11 protein-coding genes are annotated in these 12,505 nt (G+C 59.0%); 6 read left to right on the forward strand and 5 right to left on the reverse strand.

Going from position 1 to position 12,505, the window contains the following annotated elements; genetic code table 11:
• Positions 1-70: 70 nt before the first annotated feature.
• Entirely contained in the window at positions 71-1,306 is a 1,236-nt protein-coding gene (gene nirK, locus DYE40_RS02820; RefSeq protein WP_115307635.1) for a copper-containing nitrite reductase, read from the reverse strand.
• A gap of 356 nt (positions 1,307-1,662) precedes the next feature.
• On the opposite strand from nirK, the gene DYE40_RS02825 reads away from it, so the two are divergent.
• Positions 1,663-3,909, forward strand: coding sequence for a nitric-oxide reductase large subunit (locus tag DYE40_RS02825; RefSeq protein WP_115307636.1), 2,247 nt, complete (start codon positions 1,663-1,665; stop codon positions 3,907-3,909).
• A 415-nt stretch (positions 3,910-4,324) separates the two neighbouring features.
• On the opposite strand, the gene murA is transcribed toward DYE40_RS02825, so the two are convergent.
• On the reverse strand, positions 4,325-5,575 hold the full coding sequence (gene murA / locus DYE40_RS02830; RefSeq protein ID WP_115307637.1) for a UDP-N-acetylglucosamine 1-carboxyvinyltransferase: 1,251 nt from the start codon (positions 5,573-5,575) through the stop codon (positions 4,325-4,327).
• Between the two features lie 42 nt (positions 5,576-5,617).
• Entirely contained in the window at positions 5,618-5,866 is a 249-nt protein-coding gene (locus DYE40_RS02835) for a BolA family protein (protein ID WP_115307638.1), read from the reverse strand.
• Positions 5,867-6,103: 237 nt separating this feature from the next.
• Here DYE40_RS02835 and folE2 point away from each other — a divergent pair, with 237 nt between their 5' ends.
• On the forward strand, positions 6,104-6,877 hold the full coding sequence (gene folE2 / locus DYE40_RS02840; protein WP_115307639.1) for a GTP cyclohydrolase FolE2: 774 nt from the start codon (positions 6,104-6,106) through the stop codon (positions 6,875-6,877).
• A gap of 400 nt (positions 6,878-7,277) precedes the next feature.
• Here the strand turns inward: folE2 and lolA are convergent, their stop codons facing one another.
• Positions 7,278-7,883 carry an outer membrane lipoprotein periplasmic chaperone LolA gene (gene lolA / locus DYE40_RS02845; RefSeq protein ID WP_115307640.1) on the reverse strand — a complete coding sequence of 202 codons (606 nt, stop codon included), beginning with the start codon at positions 7,881-7,883 and terminating at the stop codon, positions 7,278-7,280.
• Between the two features lie 254 nt (positions 7,884-8,137).
• Complete coding sequence (locus tag DYE40_RS02850) at positions 8,138-8,386, reverse strand: hypothetical protein (protein ID WP_115307641.1); 249 nt, start codon at positions 8,384-8,386, stop codon at positions 8,138-8,140.
• A 218-nt stretch (positions 8,387-8,604) separates the two neighbouring features.
• On the opposite strand from DYE40_RS02850, the gene ubiA reads away from it, so the two are divergent.
• From ubiA to DYE40_RS02870, 4 genes are all read left to right on the forward strand, one after another.
• Positions 8,605-9,510: a 4-hydroxybenzoate octaprenyltransferase gene (ubiA, locus tag DYE40_RS02855; RefSeq protein ID WP_115307642.1), complete on the forward strand. Its 906-nt coding sequence runs from the start codon at positions 8,605-8,607 to the stop codon at positions 9,508-9,510.
• A 19-nt stretch (positions 9,511-9,529) separates the two neighbouring features.
• Entirely contained in the window at positions 9,530-9,736 is a 207-nt protein-coding gene (locus DYE40_RS02860) for a dioxygenase (protein WP_115307643.1), read from the forward strand.
• Positions 9,733-10,107 (forward strand): VanZ family protein, encoded by a 375-nt coding sequence (locus DYE40_RS02865; protein ID WP_115307644.1) that lies wholly within the window; start codon positions 9,733-9,735, stop codon positions 10,105-10,107. The genes DYE40_RS02860 and DYE40_RS02865 overlap by 4 nt, the downstream gene beginning before the upstream one ends.
• A gap of 62 nt (positions 10,108-10,169) precedes the next feature.
• Positions 10,170-12,338, forward strand: a complete 2,169-nt coding sequence (locus DYE40_RS02870; RefSeq protein ID WP_115307645.1) for a primosomal protein N' — start codon at positions 10,170-10,172, stop codon at positions 12,336-12,338.
• Positions 12,339-12,505: the final 167 nt, after the last annotated feature.

The raw sequence follows: 12,505 nt of genomic DNA on the forward strand, positions 1-12,505 counted from the left end.
GATTCAAGAATACGGATGCCCGGTTTTCCGGCTTTCCCCGCAAGCCGGCAGGATGCCGGCCCAAACGGGATTAGTAGCCTTTGGATTCGGGAGCGGACGCTCCGGAAGCTGCTGCTGCGGGAGCAGATGCTGCGGAGGCAGAAGCCGCAGGAGCGGAAGCTGCAGAAGCCGCACCCGCTGCCGCACCGCCGGCAGGCTGGTAGGCAGTATCGCTCAGTTTTTTGGTCATGATTTCGGGATGGTCTTCACCCTCTACAACCAACTGACCCAAAGCACCTTTGTTGAACGCACGGAAGATGGAGTGGTCGACAATGGTGAAGCTGCCCGGAATATCGACTTTGAATTCGATGATGGCCGCGCCGCCTGCGGGAATCAGCGTGCTTTGTACGTTTTCGTTAACCAGCTTGCCGCCTTCAACATAAACTTTGTCGAAGATTTCGCCGATAACGTGGAAGGAAGACACGAGGTTCGGGCCGCCGTTGCCGACATACATGCGCACGGTCTCGCCGACTTTGGCTTTGAGCGCGTTGTCGCCCGCAATCGCGCCTACGTGGCCGTTGAATACCACATAGTCGGCATCTTCGCGGATGGCTTTATCCATATCGAAAGGCTGGTGTCCGGGTTCGCCGTATTTGCCTTTGGTGTAGAAGTCGCCCTGTACGATGTAGAACTCTTTGTCCACTTTTGGCAGGCCTTCTTTGGGTTCGACCAGTACCAAGCCGTACATACCGTTGCCGATGTGCATACCCACAGGAGCTACGGCGCAGTGGTAGATGTACAGGCCGGATTGCAGGGCTTTCCAGCGGAAAGTAGAAGTACGGCCGGGAGCGGTAAACGTGGCAGCCGCGCCGCCGCCCTGTCCGGTAGAAGCGTGGAAGTCGACGTTATGGGGAACGGTGGAAGAGGGGTGGTTGGAGAATTCCACTTCCACGGTATCGCCTTCGCGCACACGGATCATCTGACCCGGAACGTCGCCGTTGAATGTCCAGTAGGTGTAATCGACACCGTCGGCCATTTTCATGGTTTTTTCAACGGTTTCCATTTTCACTTTGACCAAAGCAGCATGGTCGCGATCCACCGGAGGCGGAACCTGCGGAGCGTGTGTGGTTACCGCATCGATAACGGGAAGCTGATCCACAGGCACATCGGCTTCGGCGGATTGGGGCGCTTCAGGTGCGGCAGAAGCGGTTTGCGCGGCAGGCGCACTTCCGCCCGCAGGCTGAACCGCAGCCTGCTTGTTATCGTCGTTACACGCCGTAAGGGCGAATGCGGCGGCAATCAGTGCAGCTAAGGTTTGGCGTTTCATAGTTACTTTCCTTTTACTGGGTTACGTTCACAATTTACGTGGGGAGTATTATGGATTACTCATCTTAACATTTATTTGATATAAATCAAATATGGGCTATTAACACTCCGTTCAGCCCGCCGCGCCTATTCCAATATAGAAGCAGTATGGTTTAAGCTACGGAAAAATAAAAAACTATTCAAATTCGTTTTGAAAACGGACCGATGGCGGCAAAAATTTCCGCATGATGCAAAAAAGCAATTTCATTGTTCGGACGCTTTATTTTCCCATCCGCCCGTGCTACAATTCTTAACATTCATATTTTATGAATTTTAATTGAATTTCAATTTCAACACAACCACCCTAGGAGCATAATCATGGGACAGTATAAAAAGCTATGGTTCCTGCTTTTCGCAGTACTGGCTGTCTGTTTTACCATCCTCGGCTATATGGGCGCGGAGGTCTATAAGAAAGCACCTCCCTACCCTGAAAAAGTCGTTACCGCCTCCGGCCAGGTCATCATGACCAAAGACGACATTCTGGCCGGCCAGTCCGCATGGCAGTCTACCGGCGGCATGGAAATCGGCTCGGTTCTCGGCCACGGCGCGTATCAGGCACCCGACTGGACGGCCGACTGGCTGCACCGCGAGCTGATTGCCTGGCTCGACATTACCGCGCAAGAGCGTTTTGCCAAAAAATACGAAGAGCTGGACGCTTCGCAACAAGCCGTTCTGCGTACCGAGCTGGCCGACGAATACCGCAACAAAGGCCGTGTGAATGCGGAAGGCAACGTCGTTATCAGCGAAACCCGCAAAAAAGCCGTCGAATCCGTCGCACCGTATTACATCACCCTGTACGGCAACGACGCTTCGATGAAGCAGACGCGCGACAACTTCGCCATGAAAGACAACACCCTGCCGAGCGAAGAAGCGCGTAAAAAGCTGACCAACTTCTTCTTCTGGACCGCGTGGTCTGCTTCGGCAAACCGTCCGGACAAAGAATTTACCTACACCAACAACTGGCCGCACGAGCCGCTGATCAATAATGTGCCGACTACTGAAAACTATATGTGGTCGTTTACCAGCATCGTTCTGCTGCTGAGCGGTATCGGCCTGTTGCTGTGGGGTTACTCCTTCCTGACCAAGCACGAAGAAGTGCAGCCGCCCGCCGAAGATCCGCTGGCGAAAATCGAGCTGACTCCCTCGCAAAAAGCATTGGGCAAATACGTTTTCCTGACCGTTGCCCTGTTTATCGCGCAGATTCTGCTCGGCGGCCTGACCGCGCACTACACCATCGAAGGCCAGCACTTCTACGGCATCGACTTCTCCGCGTGGCTGCCCTACTCCCTGGCGCGTACATGGCACATCCAATCCGCCATTTTCTGGATTGCAACGGGCTTTCTGACCGCCGGCCTTTTCCTCGCCCCCATCATCAACGGCGGCAAAGACCCCAAATTCCAACGTGCGGGCGTAAACTTCCTCTACATCGCCCTCTTTATCGTGGTATTGGGTTCTTACGGCGGCAACTTCCTTGCCCTGAGCGACAATATGCCCGCCCAACTGAACTTCTGGTTCGGCCACCAGGGCTACGAATACCTGGATTTGGGACGCTTCTGGCAGCTCCTGCTGATGGTCGGCCTGCTGCTGTGGCTCTTCCTGATGGTGCGCTGCACATTCAACGCCTTTAAAGAGAAAAACACCGATAAAAACCTGCTGGCCATCTTCGTTGCCTCCATGGTCGGTGTGGGCGTGTTCTACGCACCCGGCCTGTTCTACGGCGAACATACCCCGATTGCCGTGATGGAATACTGGCGTTGGTGGGTGGTTCACCTGTGGGTGGAAGGCTTCTTCGAAGTATTCGCCACCGCATCGTTTGCCTTCATTTTCTTCAACATGGGCTTCATCCGCCGCAACACCGCCACCGCAGCCACTCTGGCCGCAGCCGCCATCTTCATGCTCGGCGGCGTGCCCGGCACCCTGCACCACCTGTATTTCTCGGGTTCCACCTCCGCCTCCATGGCCATCGGCGCATGTTTCTCCGCGCTGGAAGTCGTACCCCTGATCCTGCTGGGCCGTGAGGCATACGAACACTGGTCTTACCAAAACGCCGCACCGTGGGCCAAACGTCTGCGCTGGCCGCTGATGTGTTTCGTTGCCGTAGCCTTTTGGAACATGATTGGCGCGGGCGTATTCGGCTTCCTGATCAACCCGCCGATCTCCCTGTTCTACATCCAGGGCTTGAACACCACTGCGGTACACGCGCACTCGGCACTGTTCGGCGTATACGGCTTCCTGGCACTGGGCTTCGTATTGCTGGTTGCCCTGTATCTGAAACCGAACGACCACTTCAACGACAGCCTGATGACTTGGGGCTTCTGGATGCTCAACGGCGGCCTGGTCGGCATGATCGCCACCAGCCTGCTGCCCGTAGGCGTTATCCAGGCGGCGGCCAGCATTACCCACGGCCTGTGGTATGCCCGCAGCGAAGGCTTCCTGCAACAAGAGCTGCTGGAAATGCTGCGCTGGATTCGAACCCTGTCCGACCTCATCTTCATCGCCGGCGGCTGCTGCTTCGCATGGCAGGCCACCAAAACCGTGTTCGGTTTGGGTAAAAAAACCGCCTAGTCCGGCTTGAACGCAAAAGGCCGTCTGAAAACCATATTCTGGTTTTCAGACGGCCTTTTTGCTGCGGTAGAAACGCGTGCGTCGCTTTGGCGACACACCCTACCTTCGATGCAGACAGCGGGATGGAGGTTTTTATTGCGCTATAAACACAAAAGCAAACACAAAAGAGTTTCAGACGGCCTCTACTGTTATGTAGTGTGTATCGCCCCGGCGACGCACGCGGTTGCGGCTGTTTGCATGGCGGTTGGGAAAACGGAAACAGAGGCCGTCTGAAAGCGCAGCTCCAACGAAGTTAAAACACAGAATCGGCACATCCGAAATGCCGTTCGCGCTTTTCAGACGGCCTCTTTCCTTCTTCCTCATATCACACAGACGGTTTCCAGCAAAACAAGTACACCGCAACCGTCGGCAGCGGTTAGGAGATGCGGTCGATTTTCGCGCCGACGCGGCCGAGTTTGCTTTCAATGTGTTCGTAGCCCCGATCCAGATGGTAGATGCGTTCGACCACGGTTTCGCCCTCTGCAACGAGGCCGGCAATCACCAGGCTGGCGGAGGCGCGCAGGTCGGTGGCCATCACGGTGGCACCGGAGAGCTTGGCCACGCCGCTGACAAAGGCCGTGTTGCCTTCGGTGGAAATGTCCGCGCCCATGCGGTTGAGTTCGGGAACGTGCATAAAGCGGTTTTCAAAGATGGTTTCTATCACTTTTGCCGAGCCTTCGGCCACGGCGTTCATTGCCATAAACTGCGCCTGCATATCGGTGGGGAAACCCGGATGTTCGCTGGTGCGGATGCTGACGGCTTTGGGGCGGCGGTTCATTTCGATGGCAATCCAGTCGCTGCCGGTTTCGATGCTTGCGCCGGCTTCGGCGAGTTTGTCGAGCACCGCCTCCATGGTTTTCGGGGCGGCGTTGCGCAGTACGACCTTGCCGCCGGTCATGGCTACGGCGCAGAGGAAAGTACCCGCTTCAATGCGGTCGGGCACGACGCTGTGTTCGCAGCCGTGCAGCTCTTTCACGCCCTCCACCGTCATTGTGGCCGTGCCGATACCGCTGATTTTCGCGCCCATTTTGACTAAGCACTCGGCCAAATCCACCACTTCGGGTTCGACGGCGCAGTTTTCCAGCACGGTCGTACCCTCTGCCAGCGTGGCCGCCATGAGGAGGTTTTCCGTGCCGCCCACCGTTACCACGTCCATCACCACCCGTGTGCCTTTCAGACGGCCTCGGGCTTTGACATAGCCGTGTTCGATAACGATCTGCGCCCCCATGGCTTCCAGGCCTTTCAAATGCTGGTCTACGGGGCGCGAGCCGATGGCGCAGCCGCCCGGCAGGCTGACTTGGGCTTCGCCGAAACGGGCGAGCGTCGGGCCGAGGACGAGGATGGAGGCACGCATGGTTTTCACCAGCTCGTAGGGGGCGCAGGTGTTGTTGACGGTGCCGCCGTTGATTTCAAATTCGGAGATATTGTCGGTCAGCACGCGCGCGCCCATGCCTTGCAGCAGTTTCTGCGTGGTTTTCACATCGCGCAGCATGGGTACGTTTTTCAGGCGCAGCGTGCCGCCGGTGAGCAGGCCGGCACACATCAGCGGCAGGGCGGCGTTTTTCGCGCCGGATACGGTGATTTCGCCGTGCAGCGGGCCGTTGGCGGAAATTTTGAGTTTGTCCATAACAGGGCTTTCGTGGGAAGAACGGGAAAGAAAACCGGCGCGTTATGCGTTTTTCGCCGCCCATTCGGCGGGTGTGGCGGCCACGGAAACGGAAAGCGCGTGCAATTCGTTGGAAGCCAGCTTGTCGGCCAGGCCGTCCTTAATTAGGCGGTGGCGGGCGAGGCGGGCTTTGCCTTCAAAGGCGGAGGAAACGATCACCGCGAAAAAGTGGTGGCCGTCGCCCTCCACTTCGAGGTGTTCGCAGGGAACGACGGCGGCAATCAGTTCTTTGACCTGTTCGGGGTGCAGCATGGGTGTGTCCTTTAAATCGTTGGTTTTGAAAAAGGCGCGATTATACCGTATCGGCAAGGCGGGTCTGCCGCAATGTATCCTGCGGCGTGAAACGGAGGAGGCCGTCTGAAAACGGCACCCGCTTTTCAGACGGCCGCTATCAAACAATAGCCGTTCGCAATATACATTGCCGCCAAACCGCCGCAGCTATATACTGCCGCCTTTTCCGCACACCGCACAATCAAGGAACACACACGCATGAGCGCCATCGCCGACGTGCAAAGCAGCAAAGACCTGCGCAATCTGCCGATCAACCAAGTCGGCATCAAAGACCTCCGTTTCCCCGTCCAAATCCTTACCGCCTCCGGCATCCAATCCACCATCGCCCGCCTCACCATGACCGTGCGCCTGCCTGCCGATCAGAAAGGCACGCATATGTCGCGCTTCGTCGCCCTGATGGAAAGCCGCCAACGCCCGCTGGACTACGGCGAATTGCAGAACCTTACCCAGCAGATGCTCGAGCTGCTCGACGCGGACGCAGGGGAAATCAGCATTTCCTTCCCCTTCTTCCGCAGCAAATCCGCCCCCGTTTCCGGCATCCGTTCCCTGCTCGACTACGATGTCGGCCTCAGCGGCAGGGTTGCCGGCGGCGCGTATTCCTACGGCCTCAAAGTGCTGGTTCCCGTTACCAGCCTCTGCCCCTGCTCGAAAGAAATCTCGCAATACGGTGCACACAACCAACGCTCGCACGTAACCGTTTCCCTAATCTGCCGCCAAGACGTGCCGCCGGAAGACATCATCGATATTGTCGAAGAACAGGCCTCCTGCCAGCTCTACGGCCTGCTCAAACGCCCCGATGAGAAATACGTTACCGAACGCGCCTACGAAAACCCGAAATTCGTCGAAGACATGGTGCGCGATGTCGCCGTTGCCCTGCGCGGCGATCCCCGTATCGAATCGTTTACCGTCGAAAGCGAAAACTTCGAAAGCATCCACAACCACTCCGCCTACGCCTGCATTGCCTATCCCTAAGCCTTCGCCGCAGCAGCCGCACAAAAAAGAGGCCGTCTGAAAAACCTGTCGCACGGTTTTCAGACGGCCTCTGTGCTGCCGCACACGCGATTCGTACTTTTCAAATGTCCTTTGTGCGGCGGCGGGGAACGTGTGCACGGCTGCGCCACACACCCTGCAAACATCCGCGTAGGGTGTGTCGCATCAAGGCGACGCACGCGGATGATGCTTTTCAGACGGCATCATATTTCTGCACGAAAAGACCGTATGCGTGGCTGTGCCGCACACCCTGCAACTATTCCGCGCGGGGTGTATCGCCACAAGTCGCACGCGTTTCTGCCGGAAGGATATATAAGGCCGTCTGAAAACAGTTTTTCAGACGGCCTCTTTATTATTGCAGACGCACGGAAACGGTATCGCCCTACTGGCTCAATACGTCCGCATCTTTGGGCGGTGTAAAGACAAACGCGCTGCGGGGGATGTTCGGGTGTGTGTCGATGTTGTCGAAGCGGATGACGGTTTGGTTGCCGAAGCCGTCTTTCAGCTCCATGGCAGCGAGCGTGCCGCCTTTGAAACCGATGCGGATGTACTGGTAGCCGCCGTTGTTTTTCTTCGGGCTGGCGAGTACGTAGTCGATGCCGCCGGCCGTGCCGTCTTCTTTGAGCGTATAGCTGGTGTCGAGCGCGTTTTTGTCGGAAAGGATGGCGGCCGGGCTGTCGCCGATGGCTTGGGACTGGTCGGACTTGGTTACCTGCTTCAAATCGGCATCGTAAAGCCAGATGGTTTTGCCGTCGCCGACAATGGTTTGTTTATAGGGTTTGCCGTATTCCCAACGGAAAAGGCCGGGGCGGAGGATTTGGAAAGTGCCGCCGGAAGTCTGCGTTTTCTTTTTGCTTTTGACGGTTTGGCTGAACGTGCCGGCAATGCCGTCGGCATCGGCATTGAATTTTTTCAGCGCGTCGACACCGCCCGCGTGTGCGGCGGAAAAAGCGGCGGCAAGGGTCAGGATGAGTGCGGTGCGTTTCATAGCGGTGTCCTTGGGCTTATGGTGTAACAAAGGCGGCAGTATAGCGGCGCGGAGGTGTCCGGCAAGGGGCGCGGCGGGGATTTAAGTTGTGTAAAGCGGATAATGCCTTGTACCGCTGCGGGTTTTGTATTCGGACGGCTGGTTTTTTGACATTTATTTTGACATTTGTGCGACACGGAAAACGGCAGGAGGCCGTCTGAAAACGGCTTGCTGCCGTTTTCAGACGGCCTCGCAAGCCACGGTGCGCAAGACGCTCAACGGCCGGAGCAGCCGCCGTATTTCTGCCCGCAGCGGGTAATCAGGCGGCGGCAGACGGGCAGCAGCGGAGAGGCAAACAGAAAAGAAGTGGCCAGCGCGACGGTCAGCAGCACGGCCAGCGGCTTGGAGAGTATTTTGAAATGGAAAAGATGCGCCATCACAAAATTCACGGCGCAGGTAAACAGGAAGACATAGCAAAGCCCGACGGCACACAGCAGGAGCGGGCATAAGACCGAGCGTTTCATAAACCAAAACCGAATATGTGGGAGGCGCGATTATAACCGCGCGACGCATACGGAAAACGCAAACGGCGGATTAAATCCGGTAAATCCCAACGGCACGGCGGGCGGACAAACGGCAGTCTTTCCCATCCGCAAGCGGCGGCACGATCAATTCCGCTATAATCCCGCATCCCGCCCGCCGCCCAACCCGTTTTCAGACGGCCTCTGCCGTACACACCCCGATGGACAAAGAAAAAATCAAAAAGAAACTAGGTATTTACGCCCGCCTGATGCGCACCGACAAACCCATAGGCACCATGCTGCTCCTGTGGCCGACGCTGTGGGGCTTATGGGCGGCGGCGGGCGGCCTGCCCCCGCCCGTCATCCTGCTCTGCTTCGTGCTGGGTACTTTCCTGATGCGCAGCGCGGGCTGCGTCGCCAACGACTTTGCCGACCGGAATTTCGACGGTAAAGTCGCGCGCACCAAAAACCGCCCGTTCGCACGCGGCGAAGTTTCCGCCAAAGAAGCCCTGCTGCTGACCCTTGTCCTCTGTCTGGCCGCCGCCCTCTGCCTACTGCCGCTCAACCGCGCCACATGGCTGGCCGCCCTGCCCGCCCTTTTTCTCGCCCTCACCTATCCGTTTACCAAACGCTTCTTTCCCATCCCGCAGCTTTATCTCGGGCTGGCCTTTTCCTTCGGCATCCCCATGGCCTTTACCGCCGTAGGCGGCCGCATCCCGCCGCTCGCCTGGATACTCTTCGCCGCCAACATATTTTGGACACTTGCCTACGACACCGCCTACGCCATGGCCGACAAAGCCGACGATCTCAAAATCGGCATCAAAACCTCCGCCATCACCTTCGGCCGCTACGATGCCCAAGCCGTTTTCGCCTGCCATCTGGCCTCCACCGCCCTGATGGCTTGGGCGGGCTGGGAAATGCGGGCGGGCTGGCCTTTTTGGCTGGCTTTCCCTTTCGTACTGCATTTTCAATACAAACAATACCTTGCCGTGCGCACCCGCGACCGGGACACCTGCTTTCGCGAATTTCTCGCCAACAACCGCCTCGGCGGCTTTTGGTTTGCCGCCATCGCCGCCCACTTCTTTTGCCTCCACCTGAACGAAATCCTCGCAAACTACACAGGCTGACTTCCCCCCCTTTACCGCCATGAACGAAATCACACAATTCCTGCGCACCGCCGCCCCCGCCGAAGCCCGCGAAACCCTCGAATTCATGCTGTACGAATGCAGCCTCGACGAAGCACCCGATCCCGACACCGTCGCCCTCTGGCAGAGCGTCCTGCAAGAGCGCGGCGGAAAATTCGCCGCGCTGGCCGATATGTGCCGCAACTGGCCGGATACGGAGCAGCCATGAGCCTGCCGCGCAACAAATACACCCTTCTTGCCGCCCTCTGGTTTGCCGCTTTATGGTATTTCCTGCTGCGCGAAAGCAGCGGCCATGCCCCGCCGCCTTTCCCCCATTTCGACAAAGCCGCCCACTTTGCCGCCTTTTTCGCCCAATTCTGGCTGGCCGCCCGCGCATGGATAGAGGCACGCCGCCGTCCGCCGCTGCTGCTGCTTTTTGCCGCCGCATTTCTTTTGGCCGCCGCCAGCGAAGCCGCACAGGCAGCCTTTACCCGCACCCGCAGCGGCGACCCCGCCGACGCACTCGCCGACCTCGCCGGTACGGCCGCCGCCCTGTTTTTGGCGGACAAGGTTTTCCGCAGCCGCAAACAGGCCGTCTGAAAACACGCAAAAGAAGCCGGAGCCTTTTCAGACGACCCCGACACCATCCCGCCGCCACCCGTATGATCTACCACCGCATCGCCCTCAACACGCCGCTTTCAGACGGCCTGCTCACTTACTCCCACCCCGCCGCCCTGCCTTTGGGCACGCGCGTCGCCGTATCTTTCAACCGGCGCGTCCTGTCCGGCATTGTGTGGGAAACAGACATCGCCCCCGACATCGATCCCGCGAAAATACTGCCCGTGCAAACGGCCTTTGCCGGCGAGCCGCCGCTGCCGGCAGACTGGCGCGCGCTGGTTTCCTTCGCCGCACGTTACTACCACTACCCGCTCGGTCAAACCGCCGCGCTGGCACTGCCGCCCGGGCTGAAAGAGCCGGAAGCGGTGCGGATGCCGCAACCGACGCTGTTTTACCGTTTGAACGAAGCAGGCAGGGCGCAAATGCCGCCGCCGGCACACGCCCGCAAAAAAGCGGCCTTGTGGCAGGCCTTGCTTGCGGACAATCTGCCGATGGCGGGCTTGAAACGGATCAACGCGCAGGCAGCGAAATTCATCGGCGAATGGACGGAAAAAGGCTGGATAGCCGGCAGCACAGCGGGAGCATACCTCCCCAAGCCCTGCGGACACCCTTTAAACCCCGCGCAGCAGGCCGCATCACAGGCCATTCAGACGGCCTTCGGGCGTTTCCAAACCTTTCTGCTTTACGGCATCACCGGCAGCGGCAAAACCGAAGTGTATTTCGATGCGGCGGCGCAGGTATTGGCCTCGGGGCGGCAGGTATTGTTTCTGCTGCCCGAAATCAACCTCACACCGCAGCTTCTGGCGCGGGTGGCAGCGCGTTTCGGCGACGTGCCGGCCGCCGTGCTGCACAGCCGCGCCACGGCCGGGCGGCGCACGCAGGATTATCTGCGGGCAATGACCGGGCAGGCGAAACTCATCATCGGCACACGGCTGGCGGTGTTCGCGCCGCTGCCCGATTTGGGGCTGGTGGTGGCAGACGAAGAACACGACGCTTCGTTCAAACAAGACAACGACCTGCGCTACCACGCCCGCGATCTGGCGGTGTGGCGGGCGCAGCAGAGCCGCTGTCCGGCCGTGCTCGGCAGCGCTACACCCAGTTTGGAAAGCTGGCACAAAGCGCAAAGCGGTGCCTACCGCCTGTTGGAGCTGGCCGAACGCGCCAATCCCGCCGCGCGGCCGCCGCAGGTAGAGATTTTGAATGTAGGCCGTCTGAAACTCGACAACGGCTTCTCGCCGCAGGCCTTGCAGCTTTTACAGCAGAATTTTGCCGCAGGCGGCATGTCGCTGGTATACCTCAACCGTCGCGGCTTCGCCCCCGCGCTGTTTTGCGGCGACTGCGGCCACACCTTCGGCTGCCCCCATTGCTCGGCAAAAATGGTGCTGCACCAGCGCGCCCGCCAGCTCCGCTGCCACCACTGCGGCCTGCGCACCCCCGTCCCCATCCAATGCCCCGGCTGCGGCAATCAGGATCTGAGTGCCGTCGGACACGGCACGCAGCGCGTGGAAGAAACCCTGCGCGCCCTGCTGCCGCAGGCCGAAGTGGTGCGCGTGGACAGAGACAGCACTTCGCACAAAAGCGACTGGGAAACACTCTACCGCCGCATCGGCGAAGGCGGCATCGACATCCTCACCGGCACGCAGATGCTGGCCAAGGGCCACGACTTCGCACGGCTCAACCTGGTCGTCGTGTTAAACGCCGACGGCAGCCTGTACAGCGCGGATTTCCGCGCCCCCGAACGGCTGTTTGCCGAACTGATGCAGGTGTCCGGCAGGGCCGGCAGGGCCGAAACGCCCGGCCGCGTATTAATCCAGACCCGCCTGCCCGAACACGCCGTTTTCCGCGCCGTCCAAGCGCAAGACTACCGCCTGTTTGCCGACGCGGAAACGGCGGAACGCAAGCTGCTCGCCATGCCGCCTTTCGGTTTTCAGGCCGCCCTCCGCGCCGACGCGCCCACCTTGGCCGAAGCCGTGGAATTTCTCGACAAAATCCGCGACACCCTCGCCCCGCAACTGCCCGAAGGCGTAAACCAGTTCGGCGCAGTACCCATGCTGATGGTGCGCCTCGCCGAACGCGAAAGGGCGCAGGTTTTCCTCGAATCGCCCTCGCGCAAAGCCCTGCACCGCGCCGTATCGCTGTGGACGGACGCGCTCAAAGAAAACAGAAACGGCAGAATCAGATGGTCGGCGGATATTGATCCGCAGGAAATGTAGGACGGATTGTGCCGGAGCGGCTTGCCCGTGCAGGAATGCGGCCGCGCGGGAAAGGCAAAAGCGCTGATTGAGTTTATGCGCGAATGCCAAAAGCGCTACGGATAAGACGGCAGCAGCAGAGACGAAAGACAAAGGCTACCTGAAAACCGGTTTTCAGGTAGCCTTTT

Source organism: Kingella potus (assembly GCF_900451175.1).
In the GTDB taxonomy this organism is placed as follows: domain Bacteria; phylum Pseudomonadota; class Gammaproteobacteria; order Burkholderiales; family Neisseriaceae; genus Neisseria; species Neisseria potus.

Bases quoted from the DNA above. Each gene is read 5' to 3' on its own strand.
- DYE40_RS02860 (WP_115307643.1), top strand. From the start codon at position 9,530: ATGAACGAAATCACACAATTCCTGCGCACCGCCGCCCCCGCCGAAGCC.
- nirK (WP_115307635.1), bottom strand. From the start codon at position 1,306: ATGAAACGCCAAACCTTAGCTGCACTGATTGCCGCCGCATTCGCCCTT.
- murA (WP_115307637.1), bottom strand. From the start codon at position 5,575: ATGGACAAACTCAAAATTTCCGCCAACGGCCCGCTGCACGGCGAAATC.
- DYE40_RS02865 (WP_115307644.1), top strand. From the start codon at position 9,733: ATGAGCCTGCCGCGCAACAAATACACCCTTCTTGCCGCCCTCTGGTTT.
- DYE40_RS02825 (WP_115307636.1), top strand. From the start codon at position 1,663: ATGGGACAGTATAAAAAGCTATGGTTCCTGCTTTTCGCAGTACTGGCT.
- lolA (WP_115307640.1), bottom strand. From the start codon at position 7,883: ATGAAACGCACCGCACTCATCCTGACCCTTGCCGCCGCTTTTTCCGCC.
- DYE40_RS02850 (WP_115307641.1), bottom strand. From the start codon at position 8,386: ATGAAACGCTCGGTCTTATGCCCGCTCCTGCTGTGTGCCGTCGGGCTT.
- DYE40_RS02870 (WP_115307645.1), top strand. From the start codon at position 10,170: ATGATCTACCACCGCATCGCCCTCAACACGCCGCTTTCAGACGGCCTG.
- ubiA (WP_115307642.1), top strand. From the start codon at position 8,605: ATGGACAAAGAAAAAATCAAAAAGAAACTAGGTATTTACGCCCGCCTG.
- folE2 (WP_115307639.1), top strand. From the start codon at position 6,104: ATGAGCGCCATCGCCGACGTGCAAAGCAGCAAAGACCTGCGCAATCTG.
- DYE40_RS02835 (WP_115307638.1), bottom strand. From the start codon at position 5,866: ATGCTGCACCCCGAACAGGTCAAAGAACTGATTGCCGCCGTCGTTCCC.